The following is a 20,150-nucleotide window of genomic DNA, read 5'->3' as shown; positions in this document are numbered from 1 at the left end:
ACACCCCGCAGGCCGAACCGAGCCCGATGACCCCCGTCGGTAAGGCTCATGCAGACCCGGCCCAGCGCCGGGTGATGAAGGAGAGATAGCGGTATGGCGTACCACAACCCGTTCGTGGTGAACGGCAGGATTACGTTCCCCGACAACGCCAACCTGGTCCGCCACGTCGAGAAGTGGGCCAAGGTACGCGGCGACAAGCTGGCCTACCGCTTCCTGGACTACGCCGTCGAGCGCGACGGCGTCACGCGTGACATCGCCTGGTCGGAATTCGCCGCGCGCAACCGCGCCGTCGGTGCCCGCCTGCAGCAGGTCACCAAGCCGGGTGACCGGATCGCCATCCTCTGCCCTCAGAATCTCGACTACGTCGTCGGCTTCTTCGGCATCCTCTACGCAGGCCGCATCGGCGTCCCGCTGTTCGACCCGGCGGAACCCGGCCACGTCGGCCGCCTGCACGCCGTTCTCGACGACTGCGAGCCGACCGCGATCCTGACCACCAGCGAATCCGCCGAGGGCGTCCGCAAGTTCTTCCGCAGCCGCCCGGCCAAGGAGCGTCCCCGCGTCATCGCCGTCGACGCGGTGCCCAAAGAGGTCGAGTCCACCTGGGACCCGGAGCAGGTCGACGCCAACGCGATCGCCTACCTGCAGTACACCTCCGGTTCCACCCGTACCCCGACCGGCGTCGAGGTGACCCAGGCCAACCTGGCCACCAACTGCGTCCAGGTGCTCGAGGCGCTCGAGGGCCGGGACGGCGACCGCGGTGTCACCTGGCTGCCGTTCTTCCACGACATGGGCCTGATCACGATCATGCTGGGCCCGATGCTGGGGCAGCACAACACGTTCATGACGCCGGCCGCGTTCGTGCGCCGGCCCAGCCGCTGGCTGCGCGCGCTGGCGGGGGTCGACGGCGACGACGGCCCCACCTATTCACTGGCCCCGAACTTCGCGTTCGAGCACGCCGCGCTGCGCGGCCTGCCCCGCGACGACGAGCCGCCACTGGACCTGTCCAACGTCAAGGCGCTGCTCAACGGCAGCGAGCCGATCTCGGTCGCGTCGATGCGCAAGTTCAACGACGCGTTCGAGAAGTACGGCATGAGCCGCGACGTCATCAAGCCCTGCTACGGCCTGGCCGAGGCGACGCTGTTCGTCTCGATCACCCCGATGACCGAGGGCCCGACCGTCGTGCACGTCGACCGGGACAAGCTGAATGGTCACACCTTCGTCGAGGTGGACGCCGACTCGCCGAGCGCGGTCACCCAGGTGTCGGCCGGCAAGGTCGGTGTCGACGAGTGGGCGGTCATCGTGGACGCCGAGACGGCGACCGAGCTGCCCGACGGCCAGATCGGCGAGATCTGGTTGCACGGCCCGAACATGGGCCAGGGTTACTGGCGCCGCGAGGCCGAGTCGACCGAGGTGTTCCGCAACATCCTCAAGTCGCGCATCGCCGAGTCGCACGCCGAGGGCGCCGCCGACGACGGCACCTGGGTCCAAACCGGTGACTACGGAACGTATTACGAGGGCAACCTCTACATCACCGGCCGTGTCAAGGACCTGGTGATCGTCGACGGTCGTAACCACTACCCGCAGGACCTGGAGTACTCCGCGCAGGAGGCCAGCCGCGCGTTGCGCACCGGTTACGTCGCCGCGTTCTCGGTGCCGTTGAACCAGTTGCCGTCGGTGGTGTTCGACAACCCGCATACCGGAGTGAAGTTCGACAAGGACGACACCTCCGAGCAGCTGGTGATCGTCGCCGAGCGGGCCCCGGGCGCGCACAAGCTGGACCAGCAACCGATCGTCGACGACATCCGGGCGGCCATCGCCGTCCGGCACGGTGTGACGGTCCGCGACGTCCTACTGGTCCAATCAGGTTCGGTGCCAAGGACTTCCAGCGGCAAGATCGGCCGCCGCGCCTGCCGCGCCGCGTACATCGACGGCAGCCTGCGCAGCGGCACCACCGGCCCGAACGCCTACCCCGACCAAGCCGACTGAGCGACAACATGACTGACGCAGACACCCAAGCCGGCACCGAGGCCCCCGCGGCCCGTACCGACATGTCCATCGCCGAGGTGCGGCAGTGGCTGCGCAGCTGGGTCGCCAAGGCCACCGGGCAGGCGCCCGAGTCGATCGACGAGGCCACCCCGATGGTGGAACTCGGCCTGTCGTCGCGCGACGCCGTGGCGATGGCCGCCGACATCGAGGACGCCACCGGCGTCACCGTCTCGATCGCGGCCGCGTTCGAGCACCCGACGATCGAGTCGTTGGCCACCTGGATCGTCGAGGGCGACCCGGAGCTCGAGTCTTCCGACGGTGACGAAATCGATTGGACCCGAGCCGGACCCGTAGAGCGCGTCGACATCGCCGTGGTGGGCCTGGCCACCCGCCTGCCCGGCGACATGAACACCCCGGACGAGACCTGGGCCGCGCTGCTGGAAGGCCGCGACGCGATCACCGACCTGCCCGAGGGCCGCTGGTCGGAGTTCATGGACGAGCCACGCTTGGCCGAGGCGATCGGTAAGGCCCGCACCCGCGGCGGATACCTCAGCGACATCAAGGGATTCGACTCCGAGTTCTTCGCGCTGTCCAAGACCGAGGCCGACAACATCGACCCCCAGCAGCGGCTGACGCTGGAACTCACCTGGGAGGCGCTCGAGCACGCCCGTATCCCGGCGTCCAGCCTGCGTGGCGAGTCCGTCGGCGTGTACGTCGGCACGTCGGTGAACGACTACAGCTTCCTGGCGATGTCCGACCCCACCGTCGCGCACCCGTATGCCATCACCGGTACCGCGAGTTCGATTGTGGCCAACCGAGTTTCGTACTTCTACGACTTCCACGGCCCGTCGGTCGCGGTGGACACGGCCTGCTCGAGTTCGCTGGTCGCCACGCACCAGGCGGTGCAGGCGCTGCGCAGCGGCGAGTGCGAGGTCGCCGTCGCCGGTGGTGTCAACGCGCTGATCACCCCCGCCGTGACCCTCGGTTTCGACGAGATCGGCCAGGTGCTCTCGCCGGACGGCCGGATCAAGTCGTTCTCGTCGGACGCCGACGGCTATACCCGCTCCGAGGGCGGGGCGATGCTGGTCCTCAAGCGGGTCGACGACGCGCGCCGCGACGGCGACCAGATCCTCGCGGTGATCGCCGGTAGCGCGGTCAACCACGACGGCCGGTCCAACGGCCTGATCGCGCCGAACCCGGACGCCCAGGCCGACGTGCTGCGCCGGGCCTACAAGGACGCCGGCATCAACCCGCGCACCATCGACTACGTCGAGGCGCACGGCACCGGAACGGTTCTCGGTGACCCGATCGAGGCGCAGGCGCTGGGCCGGGTGGTCGGCCGCGGCCGTCCCGCCGACAAGCCGCTGCTGCTTGGTGCGGTCAAAACCAATGTGGGACACATGGAGTCGGCCGCCGGTGCGGCCAGCCTGTCCAAGATGGTGCTCGCACTGCAGCACGACAAGCTGCCGCCGTCGATCAACTACGCCGGCCCCAACCCCTACATCGACTTCGATGCCTCGCACCTGAAAGTCCTTGACACCGCGAGCGACTGGCCGCGGTACGGCGGCTACGCCGTCGCCGGTGTGTCGAGCTTCGGTTTCGGTGGTGCCAACGCACACGTTGTGCTGCGCGAGGTACTGCCGCGCGACGTCGTCGAGCGGGAGCCCGAGACGGTCGTCGAGGTGACCGCGGCACCCAACGAAGAGTCCCACGTCGAGACGGTCGGCGGGATGCGCTTCGACGAGTACGGCGAGTTTATCGAGGACGATCCCAAGGCGTCCGACGATGAGTACGAGCTGCCCGGCATCACCGAGGAAGCCCTGCGTCTCAAAGAGATCGCGCTGGAAGAGCTTGCGGCCGAAGAGGTTCCGACCCCGGTTGTGCCGCTGGCCGTGTCGGCGTTCCTGACGTCACGCAAGCGGACCGCGGCCGCCGAGCTGGCCGACTGGATGGAATCGCCTGAGGGACAGGCGGCTTCGCTGGAGTCGATCGGCCGCGCGCTGTCGCGTCGCAACCACGGCCGATCCCGCGCTGTGGTGCTGGCCCACGATCACGAAGAGGCGATCAAGGGCCTATGGGCGATCGCCGAGGGCAAGCAAAAGCCCTACGTGTTCAGCACCGACGGCCCAGTCACCAACGGGCCGGTGTGGGCGATGGCCGGATTCGGCGCCCAGCACCGCAAGATGGGCAAGAACCTCTACCTGCGCAACGCGATCTTCGCCGAGTGGATCGAGAAGGTCGACGCGCTGATCCAGGACGAGCGGGGCTACTCGATTCTCGAGCTGATCCTCGACGACTCCGTCGACTACGGCATCGAGACCAGCAACGTCGTCATCTTCGCGATCCAGATCGGCCTGGGCGAGGTACTCAAGCACCACGGCGCCAAACCCGCTGCGGTGATCGGCCAGTCGCTGGGCGAGCCCGCGTCGGCGTACTTCTCCGGTGGGCTGTCGCTGGCCGACGCGACCCGGGTGATCTGTTCGCGCTCGCACCTGATGGGCGAGGGCGAGGCGATGCTGTTCGGCGAATACATCCGCTTCATGGCGCTCGTCGAATACTCAGCCGACGAGCTCAAGACGGTGTTCGCCGACTTCCCGGGCCTCGAGGTGTGCGTCTACGCCGCACCGAGTCAGACCGTCATCGGCGGCCCGCCCGAACAGATCGACGCGATCGTCGCCCGCGCCGAGACCGAGGGCCGCTTCGCCCGCAAGCTCCAGACCAAGGGCGCCGGCCACACTTCGCAGATGGACCCGCTGCTGGGCGAGTTCTCCGCTGAGCTGCAAGGGATCTCGCCGACGGCCCCGCACGTCGGGATCTTCTCTACGGTGAACGAGGGCACCTACGTCCGCCCCGGTGGCGAGCCGCTGCACGAGGTCCCCTACTGGATCAAGGGCATGCGGCACTCGGTGTACTTCACCCATGGTGTGCGCAACGCTGTCGACAACGGCTACACCACTTTCCTCGAACTCGCGCCGAACCCGGTCGCCCTGATGCAGATCGGCCTGACCACCGCGGCCGCGGGATTGCCTGACGCACAGCTGATTCCGACGCTTGCCCGCAAGCAGGACGACGTCGAGTCGATGGTCTCGGCGATGGCGCAGCTGTTCGTGTTCGGCCACGACCTCGACATCCGGACGCTGTTCAGTCGCGCGTCCGGTCCCGAAGGTTATGCGAACGTCCCGCCGACGCGCTTCAAGCGCAAGGAGCACTGGCTGGACGCGCACTTCTCCGGCGACGGTTCGGTGCTGATGCCGGGCACCCACGTCGCGATGCCCGACGGCCGACACGTCTGGGAGTACGCGCCGCGTGGCGAGACCGACCTCGCCGCACTAGTGAAAGCCGCTGCGACGCAGGTGCTTCCGGACGCGGTGTTGACGGCCTCCGAGCAACGTGCGGTCGCGGGTGAGAACGCCCGCCTGGTGACCACGCTGACCCGCCACCCCGGTGGCGCGTCGGTGCAGGTCCATGCCCGCATCGACGAGTCCTTCACGCTGGTCTACGACGCGCTGGTATCCCGTGCCGGCCAGGCGTCGGTGCTGCCGACCGCCGTCGGTGCGGGCGCGGCGATCGCGTCGACCGTCACCGCCGGCCCGGTTACCGAGCCCGCGGCCGAAGAGCCCGAAGCGGGCACCGTCACCGACAGCCTGACCGCCCGTCAGATCGGCGGCATGGCCCGCTGGTCGTCGGATTCCGGTGAGACCGTAGGGGATCGGCTGGCGTCGATCGTGTCGATGGCGATGGGCTACGAGCCCGAGGACCTGCCCTGGGAGGTCCCGCTTGTCGAACTCGGCCTGGACTCGATGATGGCCGTGCGGATCAAGAACCGCGTCGAGTACGACTTCGACATGCCGCCGATTCAGCTGCAGGCCGTCCGCGATGCGAACCTCTATCACATCGAAAAGCTGATCGAGTACGCCGTCGAGCACCGCGACGAGGTGCAGGCCATGCACGAGCACCAGAAGACGCAGACGCCCGAGGAGATCGCCGCCGAGCAGGCCGCGATGCTGTCCGGTGCGACGCCGGTTTCCGTGACCGCGCCCGCACCCGATCCGCAGGCCGAGCCGGAACCCCAACCCGAGCCGGCCGCACCGATCCCGCCGCCGCCGACGAACCCGGCCGGCCCGGCAGCCGCGCCCGAGGCCAACGTGAGCACCGCGACCGCCGCTGCCGCGGCCGCCAAGGTGCTCACCCAGGAAGCGGTGACCGAGGCGCTCGGCGCCGACGTGCCGCCGCGCGACGCCGCCGAGCGCGTCACGTTCGCCACCTGGGCGATCGTCACCGGCAAGTCGCCGGGCGGCATCTTCAACGCGCTGCCCAAGCTCGACGACGGCGTCGCCGCCAAGCTGGCGGAGCGACTGTCCGAGCGCGCCGAGGGCACCATCACCGTCGAGGACGTGACGTCGGCGACCACCATCGAGGGCCTGGCGAGTGTCGTCCGCGACCAGCTCGAAGAAGGTGTGGTCGACGGATTCGTCCGCACGCTGCGGGCGCCGGTCGAGGGTTCCACCAAGCCGCCGCTGTTCGTGTTCCACCCGGCGGGCGGGTCGACCGTGGTCTACGAGCCGCTGATGAAGCGGCTGCCCGCGGACATCCCGGTCTACGGCATCGAGCGGGTCGAGGGCTCGATCGAAGAGCGCGCCGCCGAGTACGTGCCCAAGCTGCTGGAGCTGCACAACGGCCCGTTCGTGCTGGCCGGCTGGTCGCTGGGCGGGGCGCTGGCCTACGCGTGCGCGATCGGCCTCAAGCGCGCCGGCGCCGACGTCCGCTTCGTCGGGCTGATCGACCTGGTGCTGCCCGGCGAGCCGATCGACCAGAGCCAGGCGGGCATGCGCGCCCGCTGGGACCGCTACGCGCGATTCGCCGAGCGCACCTTCAACGTCGAGGTTCCGGAGATCCCGTACGAGGAACTCGAGAAGCTTGACGACGAGGGTCAGGTCAGGTTCGTCCTCGACGTCGTCGCGCAGAGCGGCGTGCAGATCCCGGGCGGGATCATCGAGCACCAGCGCACGTCGTACCTGGACAACCGGGCGTTGGACACCATCGAGATCCAGCCCTACGACGGGCATGTCGCGCTGTACATGGCCGACCGTTACCACGACGACGCGATCGTGTTCGAGCCCGCGTATGCCACCCGCAAACCGGACGGCGGCTGGAGCGAGTACGTTGCCGACTTGGAGATCGTGCCGATCGGTGGCGAGCACATCCAGGCCATCGACGAGCCGATCATCGCCAAGGTCGGCGCGCATATGACCCAGGCGCTCAACAAGATTCACGCCCAACAGGCAAATTGACGAGCAGAAAGAGGGCTAAGTGACCACCAAGACCACCGCCGAGCTGCTGACCGAACTACGCGAGAAGCTGGAGCTGGCGAAGGACCCCGGTGATCCGAAGGCCATCGCGCGACGCGACAAGAAGAACATCCCGAGCGCCCGCGCCCGCATCCACGCGCTGCTCGACCCGGGCAGCTTCCTGGAGATCGGTGCGCTGGCGCGCACGCCCGGCGACCCCAACGCGCTCTACGGCGACGGCGTGGTCACCGGCCACGGCCGCATCAACGGCCGGCCCGTCGCGGTGTTCAGCCACGACCAGACGGTGTTTCAGGGCTCGGTCGGCGAGATGTTCGGCCGCAAGGTCGCCAAGCTGATGGACTGGGTGGCGATGGTCGGCTGCCCGATCATCGGCATCAACGACTCGGCCGGCGCCCGTATCCAGGACGCGGTGACGTCGCTGGCCTGGTACGCCGAGCTGGGCCGCCGACACGAGATGCTGCGCGGGCTGGTCCCCGAGATCTCCATCATCCTCGGCAAATGCGCTGGGGGAGCGGTGTATTCACCCATCCAGACCGACCTGCTGGTGGCGGTGCGCGACCAGGGCTACATGTTCATCACCGGTCCCGACGTGATCAAGGACGTCACCGGTGAGGACGTCACGTTCGACGAGCTGGGCGGCGCCGACGTGCAGGCCCAGCGCGGCAACATCCACAAGGTCGTCGAGGACGAGGCCGCGGCGTTCCAGTACGTGCGCGACTACCTGTCGTTCCTGCCGGACAACACCTTTGGCGACGGGCCGATCGTCAACCCGGGCCTCGAGCCGGAGATCACACCGCACGACCTCGAACTCGACACCATCGTCCCGGACGCGGACAACACCGCCTACGACATGCACGAGATCCTGCTGCGCATCTTCGACGACGGCGACGTCTTCGAGATCGCCGACCAGCGCGGGCCGGCCATCATCACCGCGTTCGCCCGCGTCGACGGTCGCTCGGTCGGCGTGATCGCCAACCAGCCGATGTTCATGTCCGGCGCGGTCGACAGCGAGGCATCGGACAAGGCGTCCGCCTTCATCCGCTTCTGCGACTCCTACAACCTGCCACTGGTTTTCGTGGTCGACACCCCGGGCGCCATGCCCGGTGTCGCCGAGGAGAAGAACGGGATCATCAAGCGTGGTGGCCGGTTCTTCAACGCGATCGTGGAAGCCGACGTGCCGAAGGTGACGATCATCGTCCGCAAGGCCTACGGCGGCGGCTACGCGGTGATGGGCTCGAAGCAGTTGTCGGCCGACCTGAACTTCGCCTGGCCCACCGCGCGCATCGCGGTGATCGGGGCGGACGGAGCGGCCCAGCTGCTGGTGAAGCGGTTCCCCGATCCGACCGCGCCTGAGGTGCAGCAGATCAAGAAGGATTTCATCGAGGGCTACAACCTCAACATGGCGATCCCGTGGATCGCCGCCGAGCGCGGGTACATCGACGGTGTGATCGAGCCGCACGAAACCCGACTGCTGCTGCGTAAATCGCTACACCTGTTGCGGGAGAAGCAGATTCACTGGCGGACCCAGCGCAAGCACGGCTTGACGCCGATTTAGACCTTCTTGATGAAGTCCGAGGTGTAGAACTCCTGCGGACTCTGCGAGTACGGGTTCGCCTGCCGGATGAAGACCCAGACGCCGGTGGTCCCGGAGTTCAGGCTGCCGCTGACGGTCGTGTTGGCGATGCCGGCACCGTCGGTGTTGAGCGAGCCGACCGCGACGCCCGGTCCGGGGCCGTCACACGGCGAGCTGGACGCCCGTGGCGCCTGGATCAATGCGACGTCGTAATGCGCGTTGGGCGCGCTCGGTTCCGCGAAGTGGACATCGGCCGTCACCGAACCGCCGTTCGAATGAATGACCGCCGAGGCCATCCCGCGGTCGGCCGACGCCCGGTCGGGAATCGGGGTGAAATCGCAGGCCCGCAGAATGCTGCGCATCGGAACGACGGTTCCGCTCTCGGCGCTCGCGGGGACGGCCGTACCGGCCAGTGCAACAACGACGGGCACCGCGCAACGGGCCAGAGTACTAAAAGACATGTGTCAAGTATCGGGGTTGATCGGTCAGACACACCACGCCAATCTGCGAGATATCGCTTACATACGAGGCGATGGTGTGATGCGGAACACGTTGAGCGGCAGTCTATTTCTGCGTGCCGGAGCCGTCTTCTTGCTTTTGCACCTTCGCGCCGGTCTCGGTGGTCTCGCGAAGCTCCTTTTTGGCCTTTGCGGCCTCCTCGGCCAGTTCGTCGACGGATTCGTCGCCTTCTTCAGCGCGCATGATGACCTCCTCGTGCAGAGGGCTACCCGGCATGGGTCGATGCGAACCACATGGGAATTTTCTACAAAAGTAGAAAAACGGCCCCGGGTCGATACCAGCACTGTTAGCGTCCGGCGAATGCGTCGCGGCGGAGCGTTGACCCTTGCTGTCCTGTTGTTCACGGTCCTGCTGGCCGGCGGGCACCCGGCCTCGGCGGACACCGGCGACGAACCGCGATACGCCGACTTCTATCTGCCGCCCGATCCGCTGCCGCCGGGCAACCCGGGTGACGTGATCCGCACGGAACCGTCGCGACTAGTGCTCGAGCCGTCCGGCCAGCTCGGCGCGATCATGGCCACCGGGACCCGAATCATGTACCGCAGCAAAGACACTCGCGGTAATCCGATAGCGGTCACCGGAACCTACTTCGAGCCGTACAACGAATGGCCGGGCAAGGGCCCGCGGCCGCTGATCAGCTACGCGCCCGGTACCCAGGGTCAGGGCAACCAGTGCGCCCCGTCGCGGCAGTTCAATCAGGGCATCCACTACTCGGGTGGCTGGGACATCATGTTCAACTACGAGGAATTGTTCGTGGCCACCATGGTGGCCCGCGGCTTCGCGATCGTGATGACCGATTACGAAGGCCTGGGCACGCCGTCCATGCACACCTATGTCGGGCGGGTCGCCGAGGGCCAGGCCGTGCTCGACGCGGCCCGCGCCGCGCAACGGCTACCCGGCACGACGCTGGATCCGCACGGGCCGGTCGCAATGTGGGGATATTCGCAGGGCGGTGGCGCCACCGCGTCGGCCGCCGAGTTGGCCTCGTCCTACGCCCCGGAACTGCATTTGGTTGGCACATATGCCGGAGCGCCGCCGGCCGACCTCAAGGAGCTCTTCCCATACGCGGACGGCAGCGTGCTCGTCGGGGTGGTCGGCTATGCGCTGAACAGCGTCATGGCGGCGTATCCGGAGGCCGCCGACGCCATCCGGTCGAAGATGACGCCGCGCGGACTGGCGATGCTCGAATCGGTCTCACGTCAGTGCGTCGGCCAGACGTTGATCGACTTCATGTTCCGGCACCTCCAGCCCTACTTCACCGAAGACATCTACCAACTGGTCGAGGAGGAGCCGTTCAAGACGCTGTTCGACGAGCAGCGGATCGGCCGCCACAAGCCCAACGCGCCCGTGCTGATCAACAGCAATCGCTACGACCCGTTGGTGCCCTGGACCGCCGCCAACCAACTCGGGCGGGATTGGTGCGCCAAGAACGCCGATGTGGAATTCCGCACCAACGAGGAACCGGCATTTCTGAACAAGCTCATCATCAACCACGCGCTCCCGATGCTGGTCGACGGCGAACCGGCGATGCAGTGGATCGCGGCCCGCTTCAATGGCGAGCCGACCGCACCCAACTGCGGCGTGTTCTGAGCCCGCACACCGTTTAATGGTGGCATCAGCACGCGCCGGAAATCGAACCCGCAACAGCGTCGCAATGACATCTGCGACGCCGCCGTCGACGTCTTGGGCAGTTTGGGTTCGCGGGGCCTGACGCACCTCGAAGTGGATCGCCGGGCCGGTCTGCCGACCGGCACCACGTCGGCCTACTACCGGACACGGGAGGCGCTGCTGCACGCAATCGCGGCGAGGATCACCGAGCTCGACCTGGCGGACCTGACCGCGATGAGCGACAAGGCCTGTGCCGACGCGGGTGCCGGCCCCGGCATCACCGAGCTGGCCAGGATCGTCATGATGGCCGCGCGCGAACCCTGGTTCACCCGCACGAAGGCTCGGTTCGAACTGGCGCTGCAGGCGAGCCGCGATCCGGTCCTCACCAAGACGCTGCAGCAGACGAGCTCATTGTTCGCCACGCTGGCCGGCCAGGCGGTCACCGGCTGGCAGGGTCCGGGCGCACCGCCCGGCGCGGCCATGATCGAGGGCCAGATCGTCGCGGTGCTGACCTTCGTGGACGGCGTCATGATGGGGTTCGTCCGCGGCGTCAACGCGTTCGACGATCACCACGAGTTGGCCCGCGTCCTGGGTGAGTTGGTCGAAGGCGTCGCCCGCCCGGCATAGTTCTGGGCGGCAAGAACCCGAAAGTCCTTGCCGCCCAGATCGTTTGCTTGGTTTAGCGCACCGACTTCTCGCGCGCCTCGGCAGCCTTCTCGGCGCCCCGCGCGGCGGCGGCCTCGGCTTCCTTCTTGGCCACGTCGCGCTGCGCGTCGGCCTTTTCCTGCTGCGCGCGGCCTGCCTTACGCAGGTCTTCGTTGTTCAGCACGATGCCGATGATTTCCTTGGCCTTGCCCACGACATCTTCGACGATGCCCCGGACGGCTGCTTCGGGTCCGCTGCTCACGACTGTTCCTCTCTGCTCGGAAATGGGGATGTCGTATCGATACCCGGGCACCGGCGGCGTCCCAACGTGATGTGACAACGCTCACCGAATAACTGTCGTGTCGTTACGGTTTGATCCGGATCTTGCCCGGCGACCACCAGCCGAAATGCGTTGCGGTGCCGAGATCCAACTCCGCCGGCGGAGCGTCGACCAGCGTGTCGAACTTGCGTAGCGAGCCCCAGTCGCGAGCCCAGTCATGCGACAGATAGGTGGCCATCACATGGGCGCGCAACAGCAGGTCGGTGATGCCGAGCAGTCCGCCGTTGACACCGTCTTCCCAGGTGTCGGTGTCCATCTTCTTCGCCGTGTAGTCCGGCGTGATGCGGAACTTCGGAATGTCGGTGACGCCGTTGGAATGCAGCATCGGCTGCTGGCACGGGAATGCCAGGCCGACTGCCCAGTCCAGCAGCACCGGCTGCGTCGACCCGACGTACTCCTGCACCGAGCGCAGTTCGGGCACCCGCGGCGGCGTGATCGCCAGGAAGTCCTCCGGCGTCAGCGACAGGTCCTCGGCGACCACCCGGACTGCGACGGCGTCGGAGGGGATCTCGGACCGCGGGTAGCGCAGGTTGCGCCACGCCTTCGGCTGCTCGCCGTAGAGGTCGTCGGGGATGAGACGACCGGCGGGCACCACATCGTCGCTGCCGTTCGGGCCGGCCTTGCCGTACTCCAGCACGACGGTCTGACCCTCGGTGTGGTGGTGCAACACGCTGTTGCCCTCGATCTTGCCCGCCGCGGTCACCACAACCAGCGGATGACCATCGTCGGCGGGCGGCAGCTGATACCACGCCGACGCCAACTTGCTCTGCTGCTGCGCCTCGGTGGTGTAGCTGCCGAGCACCGGAACCCGTTGCGGGTCAAGGCCATACGGCAGCGGCACAGTAGAGCCGTTGATGCCCGCCGCCTTCAGCTTGACCGGTGCGTCCCAGTCGTAGTCGGTGCCGGGCTGGTTCGGGTGCATCACCACGGCCTCGGCGACGGTGTGGTCCGGCACGCCATTGGGCGTGAAGCCGACCGGGTTGCTGCCACCCAACGGCCCGAGATCGCCGTAATCGCCGGGCCGGGCCTGCATGAAGCCGGCATTGCTGTCGGGCTCGACGAGCACGTCGTCGGCCAGTCCGCAGCCACCGGCGAACGCGCGGATGTTCGACGATCCGTTGGAGAAGGTCGGGTACTGCCGGACGATGCCGATCGACAGCGAGGCGACGAACACCAGAGCCATGAAGCCGGCCGCGATCGGCACCGGCGCCGCGGTCAATGCGCGGGCGACGCGGCCCTCGCCGTGGTCGCGGGACGCGAAATGCAGCCACGCGGCGTACAGCGCGACGACCACGAACAGGGCGAAGAACATTGTGCTGACACTGATTCCGGCGACCTTGGGCATCGCCGCGTTGAACGGCACCCCGTAGCTGGACACGTACCACCAGCCGTTCGTGGTGGCGAAACACAGCGCCAACACGAAGATCACGGCGGCCAGGAATGCCATCCGGTTACGCGACCAGCGCAGCACGGTCGGCGCCACCAGTGCCGTCGTCAATGCCGCCATCGCGGCGCCCACGGCGGCGAACAACCCGAAGTGGTGCACCCACTTGGTCGGGGTGAACATCAGGAAGAACATCGTGCCGAAGATGACGCCCATCAGGCGCCACGCCGGGCCGCGGGCGATGCCGCTGACCCGCTTGCGCCGCAACAGGATGAACACCGCCGTGAAGAGGCACAGCGCGGTCATCAGGAAGCCGAACCGGCGCGACAGCGAACCGTCCACGGTCGGGAGGAACAGGTAGTAGTAGCGCAGGTTCTCGGTGTACCAGGCCTGGCTGGGCCCGATCGCGGTGCGAATCCTGGTGGCTTCCAACACCGTTGACAGCGTCTGGTCGGCGAACACCACGGGCAGGATCACCGTGCCGGCCGCCAGCATCGGCGCCACCAGCGGCCAGGTGCCGACCACGCGGTGGCGTCGCACCAGGATTCGCAGGATCGGACGACCACCGGCGACCAGCGCGGCCACCGCGATCAACCCGGTCGGCTGCACACCGAGGGTGAACGCCGCGGTCACCACCGCCAGCGCGGCGGGCGTCATGCGGCTGTATCGCATCGACCGCTCGATCAGCACGTAGGTGATCAGCGAGCCGACGGCGATGATCGGCTCGGGCCGCAGGCCGTTGTCGAAGGGCATCCACGCCGTCAGCAGCACCAGGCCGGCCGCCCAGTTGGCGGCCTTGCTGCGGGTGACCGCCGGCCCCAACCGGGGCAGCACCTCACGCGACAGCAGCACCCAGCAGATCAGCCCGGCGACCAAGTCAGGCAACCGAATCCACAGGCTCGAGTCGCTGACGTGCGTCATCAGCGCCAGCAGGTTGTAGTACCAGCCGAACGGGTCCTCGGGGCTACCGAACCAGCGGAAGTAGTTCGACATGTAGCCGGCCCGGTCGGCGACCCGGGCCATGCCCAGGATGTAGCCGTCGTCCGAGGAGTTCGCGCCGATCACCCACCAGAGCACGAATCCGACGGTGATCGTTGCGTCGGCGAGAGTGAACTTTCGCCAGTTGGCCGGGATCCACCGGCGCATCCGGTGGCCGTCCAACTGGTCGAGGCGCCACAGTGCGATCAGCGCGACGATGGTTGCCAGGATCGCGCCGACCATCGCGGCGAGCTTCACAGTGGTTGGCGTGGTGGAGAATCGGGTGTCGATGGTCGCCGACATCGTCAGCCCGGGCGGCGCGGGCCCGGTCAGGTCGGTGAACACCCCGACGATCTGTGGCCGCAGGTTCGGGTCCGGGTAGCCGCTGCGCAGTTCCTTACCGCCCGCATCCTTGAGCCCGACGAAGGTGGCGTAGGTCCCTTTCAGCGTCGACGTGACGTCGATGTGCTGACAGTTCCCGGACTCCACCTGATCGCGCGGCACCGACAGGATCACCACGTTACGGTCGGTGACGTCCACCCGCTGCTTGTTGACGACCACGAACAGCGCTTGGAGGTTGGCGTCCTTGCCTTTTCGTGGCGCGGTGCCCAGCACCACGCCGCCCTCGGCCGGCAGGTCGCGCACGATCCCGCACGGCACTTCCGCGTGGAAGTCGACCGGCGTCAGCGAAATCAGCGGCGCCGTCACGCTTTTCAGCTGGCCATTCTGCGGCCAGTTCAGGTCGGCGGTGGTCTGCACGACCGGCAGCAGCGGCGTGGCCACCGACAGTAGGAAGCCGATCATGCCGGCGATGGTGGCGACCCAGCGTGTCGTCTTCACCGTGTCTGTCTGTCTGGTCATGGCAAAGCTCGAATCGGTCCTTGTCGGCTCCAGCCGTACACGGTGCTGGTGCCCTCGTCGACGGCGGCTAGTGGGGCAACGTCATCGGGGAGCCAGCGGTGGTACTGCTCGACCTGACCCCAGTCGCGGTACCAGTCGCCGCTCAGATAGGTCGGCACCGTCGACGTCCACATCAGCGCCTGGGTGAACAGGAACGGCCCACCGGACTTCGACGCCTGCCAGAGGTTCGAAGACGCCGAGGTCTGCTTGTGGTCGGGCTGAATGCGGTATTCCGGCAGCTCGGCGATGCCGAGGTGCTCCGAAAACGGCCGCTGGCAAGGGAAATTCGCGGCCGTGGCGATGTCCATCAGCACCGGCTGCTGCGACCCGATCAGCTGCTGCACGGGTTTGAGCACCGGCACCCGGGGCGGCGTGAACGCGAACCACTGGTCCTCGCTGAGGTTCGGATCGTAGGCGACGATCCGGGCGACGTTGGCCTCCGGCGGCGCCCAGCTCGTCGGGAAGCGCAGGTTGCGCCACGCCGGCTGTGGGCCGATGTCGATCGGGAACATCAGGCCGAGCGGTTGCACGCTGCCGTCGGGTTTGGTTGCGCCCCACTGCAATCGGAGCGACTGGCCGTACATGAAGTCGCCGTCCTCTTTGTAGGACCAGATGGCGCCCGAGGCGGCGACGACCACCAGCGGGCGGTCCGGTGTGCGGGGCGGCATCTGGTACCACGACGAGGTGGCGGTGGCGGCGCGGGTGTTCTCGCCGTAGCTGCCCATCACGGGGGTGCGGGCCGGGTCGAGCATGAACGGCAGCGCGGCTTCCGAGCCGTTGACGCCCTTGGGCCCCTTGCCGCCCGCGGTGCCGGCCGAGTCGGTGATCGAGGCGTTCGGCTTGTTCGGCGACGCGTCGGAGTTCACCACGCCCGGCTTGGTCACCACCGGGTCGGACTGCAGGTTGTCACCGACCCCCTGCGGCGTGAAGCCGACCGGGTTCTCGCCACCCACCGGCCCGTCGGGTCCGAACTTCTGACCCGGAACCGGTTGCAGCATACCCTCATTCGGGTCCGGCTCGGCCAGGACGTCGTCGGCCATCGCGCAGCTCGTCGACGACAGCCCCGAACGCAGAGCCGAGAAGTTGGCCTTGCCCGTCGTGTACATCGGGTAGCGCAGCACCGCGCCCTTGCCCAGCGACGCGACCTCGCCGAAGACCATGATCACCGCGACCACCAGCAGCGGCGTCGACGCCAGCACGCGGTTGCGCCGGGTGTCGGCGACCTCGGTGTGCCCGGCGTAGTCCATCCGGAAGTGCTGCCAGGCGGCGAGCAGGCCGGTCGCGATCGACAGTGCCAGGAACATCGACGTCACCGGGTGGCTCGCGATCACCGGCTGGATGTCGTACCACGGGACGCCGTAGTTGCCGACGTAGAACCAGCCGTTGATGCCCGAGGTCGCCCACGCCAGCATGAACAGCAGCGCGGTCACGTACAGCGTCAGGTTGCGGCGATTGTGCAACCCGATGCGGGACATCGCGAACGCCGTCACCGCACCCAAAGCGCCTGCGAGTCCGGCGAATTCGCCGAACTGGATCGCGTACTTCGTCGGCGTGAAGTGCAGCAGCAGCAGGCCGATCGCGGTCGTGCCGACAAGCCGCCAAGCCGGGCCATTGGCCACCCCGGGCACCTTGCCGCGGCGCAGCAGGATGATCAGCACGCCGAACAGGCACATCATCATGATCAACACGGCGAAGCGCCGCGTCATCGATCCCTCGGCGTTGCTCTCCACTGTGAGGAAGTAGTAGCGCAGGAATTCCTGGTACCAGGCGATGGTGGGGCCGACCTTGTACTTGATCCGCGCTGCCTCGGCGACGGTGGCCAGCGTCTGCGAGCGGAATATCACGACGACGATCAGCGACAGCGATGCGGCGAGCACCGCGAGTGGGGCCAACAGGCCGTCGGTTGCCTTGCGCCGCATGATGATCCGCGCAATCGGGCGGGCGGCGGCCAACAGCGCGGCCACGGCGATCAGGCCCTGCGGCGCCAGTGTCGCTGTCAGCATCGCCACGATGATCGCCACCGCCGCCGGCACCAACCGCCTTGTGGCGATGGCAGATTCGGCCAGCGCCCAGGTCGCGAGCACGCCGAGCGCGATCAGCGGCTCGGGCCGCAGGCCGTTGTTGAACGGCAGCCACGCGGCCAGGAAAACCGCGCCCGCGGTCCACACCGCGATCCGGTTGCCGCCCAGCCCGCCGCGGCCGGGGCCCAGCCGGCGCAGCATGAAACGGCTGATGATCAACCAGGTGCCGATCGCGGCAAGCGTGGCCGGCAGTCGCATCCAGACGCCGGCGGTGCTCACCGAGGCGAGGTGGCCGAGCACCGACTGGTACCAGTCGAAGGGTGCCTCGCCGGCGCCGAAGTAGCGGTAGTAGTTGGTCACGTAGCCGGCCTTGTCGGCGACGCGGGCCATGGTCAAGTTGTAGCCGTCGTCCGACGAGGTCGCGCCGATGACGTGCCAGAGCAGCAGCGTGCCGATCACCCCGGCGTCGGCCAGCCAGGTGGCGAGCCCGGCCCCGAACCACGCCTTGAGGTTGCGCGGTCTCCGCCGCGTCACCTGCCGGTCGAGCACGGTCAGCGCGACGATCGAGGCCAGCACCGAGAGCACGCCGAGGGCCATCACGCCGGTTTTCAGCAGCGTTGGCGCGACGATGAAGCGGGTGTCCACGTCGATGCGGGCCGACAGGCCGGGTTGTGGGGCGACAGTGAGGTCGGTGAACAGGCCGCCGACGGCAGGCTTCTTCTCCGGGGCCAGCGTGCCGGTCGCGCCGGGGATGCCGACGAAGTCCGCGTGAGCGCCGCCCGCGTCGGCCCAGATGTGCAGCGCGCTGCACCGTCCGTCGGCGACGGCGGAGCGGGCGGCGGCCGCGGCGACCGAGTCCCGGAACGCAACGGTGATGGTGTCCTTGTTGGCCCGGACGAACAGGCCGTTCTTGCCGGTCTCGAAGCCGGCGACGGGCAGCGTCGACACCACGAGGCCGCCGTCGGCGGGCAGCGTCGCGATCGCGGAGCACGGAATGGAGATGTCGAGGGCTCGCGGCGCCCCGGACACCAGCGGGGCGGTGATGTCGGTGACGTGGCCGTCCTTGAGGCCCTGCGGCCACAGGATCGTCGACGTCGTCTGCTTGACCGGGAGGAGCGGAACGACCGCGCACAGCAGGGCTCCGGCGATTCCCGCGACGACGGCGATCAACCGGGCGAGCCGATGCGTCGATCGCTCGTTTTCGTCGAGGGGCACGAGGGACGATGGTAGGCGACCCGCCTTGGCGACTCCGCGACCCGCGCCGCAGGCCCGTTCGCCGCGCATGGTTTGGTCGGCTCAAAGCAGGGGCATAGGAATATGTCCAGCTCGTTTCAAAAATCGTTCATAGGAAATCGGCACATGACGGTCCAGGTCAGTGCGTCGCGTCCAAAAAGCCCAGTTCGACAGACGCCATCGAACCCTCAGGGCTCGTTCGACTCCCCACCGAAAAGGTGGTTTAGTGAATCAGCGGTGGTCAATGTTACGGAGCAGAAACAGAACACCACCGGCCATTGGCGTGAGTTGTGGAGTTCCCCCTATTCGCGAACGACCGCGATGGTCGCCGGGGGCGTGGTGCTGTATTCCACCAACGAGTTCCTGACGATCAGCATGCTGCCGAGCACGATCAACGAAATCGGTGGCGAGCGGATCTATGCGTGGGTGACGACGCTGTACCTCGTCGGGTCGGTGGTTGCCGCGGCGACGGTCAACGCCTTGCTGCACCGCATCGGTGCAACGATTTCCTATGTTGGCGGCTTCGCCGTGCTGTCGGCGGGCAGCGTGGTCTGCGCCGGCGCTCCCAACATGGAAGTCCTGTTGGTGGGCCGCTTCTTCCAGGGTTTCGCGGGCGGCCTGCTGTGCGGCCTGAGCTTCGCGGTGATCAACGCCGTCTTACCCCGAAGACTCTGGAGCCGGGGTTCCGCCCTGGCCGCCTCGACGTGGGGCATCGGCGCGCTGATCGGCCCGGCGCTGGGCGGGCTGTTCGCGCAGCTCGGTATCTGGCGCTGGGCGTTCGGGCTGCTCGCGCTGCTGAGCGTGGGCATGGGTGTCCTGACCCCGGGTTTGCTGTCGACCGACGGTTCCGAGCAACCCGCCGATAGCGAGTCGGCCCGTATCCCGATTCCGTCCGTGGTACTGCTGGGCGCGGCGGCATTGGCGGTCAGCGTCGCGTCGGTGCCGCACAACACCCTGGCGACGGCCGGGCTACTGATCTTCGGCGCGTTGCTGCTCGGCGCGTTCCTCGTGGTCGACCGCCGGATGGACACCGCCGTGCTGCCGGCCAGCGTCTACGGCTTCGGCCCGCTGAAGTGGGTCTACCTGACACTCGGTCTGCTGGTCGCCGCCACCAAGGTCGACCTGTACGTACCGCTCTTCGGTCAACGGCTGGCGCACCTCGGGCCGATCGTCGCCGGGCTACTCGGCGCCGCGCTGTCGCTGGGCTGGACCATCAGCGGGCTGGGCAGTGGATCGCTGAACAAGACGCGCACCATCGTGGCGGTCGTGCTGGCCGCGCCGCTGGTGATGGCGGGCGGACTCGCGCTCGCCGGGATCACCCATGTGCAGGGCGCGACGGCGGGCATCGTCGTCATCTGCGCGTTCGCGCTGCTGGCCGTCGGGGTTGGCATCGGGGCGGCCTGGCCGCACCTGTCGGCGTGGGCGATGACCGATGTCGACGATCCCGCCGAGGGTGGCGCCGCGGCCACCGCGATCAACTCCGTGCAGCTGATTTTCGGCGCCTTCGGGGCCGGCCTGGCCGGCGTCGTGGTTAATGTCGTCGACGGCGGGGGAGCCACCGCCGCCCGGTGGGCGTTCGGCGTTTTCGCGGTCCTCGCGCTGACCGCCTGCATCACCGCCTACCGCGCCGGCCGCGGTCAGGTGGCCTACTGAC

11 protein-coding genes are annotated in these 20,150 nt (G+C 67.9%); 6 read left to right on the top strand and 5 right to left on the bottom strand.

The window, feature by feature from the left end; genetic code table 11:
* Positions 1-93: 93 nt before the first annotated feature.
* The 3 genes from fadD32 to PT015_RS16870 are packed head-to-tail and all read left to right on the top strand — an operon-like array spanning position 94 to position 8,850.
* Positions 94-1,986, top strand: a complete 1,893-nt coding sequence (gene fadD32 / locus PT015_RS16880) for a long-chain-fatty-acid--AMP ligase FadD32 (RefSeq protein WP_285185966.1) — start codon at positions 94-96, stop codon at positions 1,984-1,986.
* 8 nt (positions 1,987-1,994) lie between these two features.
* On the top strand, positions 1,995-7,277 hold the full coding sequence (gene pks13, locus PT015_RS16875) for a polyketide synthase Pks13 (protein ID WP_285185965.1): 5,283 nt from the start codon (positions 1,995-1,997) through the stop codon (positions 7,275-7,277).
* 19 nt (positions 7,278-7,296) lie between these two features.
* Entirely contained in the window at positions 7,297-8,850 is a 1,554-nt protein-coding gene (locus tag PT015_RS16870; protein WP_285185964.1) for an acyl-CoA carboxylase subunit beta, read from the top strand.
* Here the strand turns inward: PT015_RS16870 and PT015_RS16865 are convergent.
* A complete protein-coding gene (locus PT015_RS16865) occupies positions 8,847-9,329 on the bottom strand; it encodes a hypothetical protein (protein WP_285185963.1) in 483 nt (160 codons plus the stop codon). The genes PT015_RS16870 and PT015_RS16865 overlap by 4 nt on opposite strands.
* 103 nt (positions 9,330-9,432) lie before the next feature.
* Positions 9,433-9,570 carry a hypothetical protein gene (locus PT015_RS16860; protein ID WP_285185961.1) on the bottom strand — a complete coding sequence of 46 codons (138 nt, stop codon included), beginning with the start codon at positions 9,568-9,570 and terminating at the stop codon, positions 9,433-9,435.
* A 117-nt stretch (positions 9,571-9,687) separates the two neighbouring features.
* Here PT015_RS16860 and PT015_RS16855 point away from each other — a divergent pair, with 117 nt between their 5' ends.
* Together PT015_RS16855 and PT015_RS16850 are read left to right on the top strand one after the other, a co-directional pair.
* Positions 9,688-10,977 carry a lipase family protein gene (locus PT015_RS16855; protein WP_285185960.1) on the top strand — a complete coding sequence of 430 codons (1,290 nt, stop codon included), beginning with the start codon at positions 9,688-9,690 and terminating at the stop codon, positions 10,975-10,977.
* 132 nt (positions 10,978-11,109) lie between these two features.
* Positions 11,110-11,622 (top strand): TetR/AcrR family transcriptional regulator, encoded by a 513-nt coding sequence (locus PT015_RS16850; RefSeq protein WP_285185959.1) that lies wholly within the window; start codon positions 11,110-11,112, stop codon positions 11,620-11,622.
* A 52-nt stretch (positions 11,623-11,674) separates the two neighbouring features.
* Here PT015_RS16850 and mbp1 read toward each other — a convergent pair whose 3' ends face one another.
* From mbp1 to PT015_RS16835, 3 genes are all read right to left on the bottom strand, one after another.
* On the bottom strand, positions 11,675-11,902 hold the full coding sequence (gene mbp1, locus PT015_RS16845; protein ID WP_285185957.1) for a microaggregate-binding protein 1: 228 nt from the start codon (positions 11,900-11,902) through the stop codon (positions 11,675-11,677).
* A gap of 103 nt (positions 11,903-12,005) precedes the next feature.
* Positions 12,006-15,203: an arabinosyltransferase domain-containing protein gene (locus tag PT015_RS16840; RefSeq protein ID WP_285185955.1), complete on the bottom strand. Its 3,198-nt coding sequence runs from the start codon at positions 15,201-15,203 to the stop codon at positions 12,006-12,008.
* On the bottom strand, positions 15,200-18,478 hold the full coding sequence (locus PT015_RS16835; protein ID WP_285185953.1) for an arabinosyltransferase domain-containing protein: 3,279 nt from the start codon (positions 18,476-18,478) through the stop codon (positions 15,200-15,202). Before PT015_RS16835 ends, PT015_RS16840 begins: the two co-directional genes overlap by 4 nt.
* Before the next feature lie 255 nt (positions 18,479-18,733).
* On the opposite strand from PT015_RS16835, the gene PT015_RS16830 reads away from it, so the two are divergent.
* The gene (locus tag PT015_RS16830) at positions 18,734-20,149 is read left to right on the top strand and encodes an MFS transporter (protein ID WP_285185952.1); all 1,416 of its coding nucleotides are present in this window, start codon (positions 18,734-18,736) and stop codon (positions 20,147-20,149) included.
* Position 20,150: the final 1 nt, after the last annotated feature.

Source organism: Candidatus Mycobacterium wuenschmannii (genome assembly GCF_030252325.1).
Classification (GTDB): Bacteria; Actinomycetota; Actinomycetes; order Mycobacteriales; family Mycobacteriaceae; genus Mycobacterium; species Mycobacterium wuenschmannii.
This window is presented reverse-complemented; position numbering and strand designations above follow the sequence as displayed.

Excerpts from the sequence above, each read along its gene's own strand:
- pks13 (WP_285185965.1), top strand. The coding sequence starts at position 1,995 with ATGACTGACGCAGACACCCAAGCCGGCACCGAGGCCCCCGCGGCCCGT.
- PT015_RS16855 (WP_285185960.1), top strand. The coding sequence starts at position 9,688 with ATGCGTCGCGGCGGAGCGTTGACCCTTGCTGTCCTGTTGTTCACGGTC.
- PT015_RS16865 (WP_285185963.1), bottom strand. The coding sequence starts at position 9,329 with ATGTCTTTTAGTACTCTGGCCCGTTGCGCGGTGCCCGTCGTTGTTGCA.
- PT015_RS16860 (WP_285185961.1), bottom strand. The coding sequence starts at position 9,570 with ATGCGCGCTGAAGAAGGCGACGAATCCGTCGACGAACTGGCCGAGGAG.
- PT015_RS16840 (WP_285185955.1), bottom strand. The coding sequence starts at position 15,203 with ATGACCAGACAGACAGACACGGTGAAGACGACACGCTGGGTCGCCACC.
- fadD32 (WP_285185966.1), top strand. The coding sequence starts at position 94 with ATGGCGTACCACAACCCGTTCGTGGTGAACGGCAGGATTACGTTCCCC.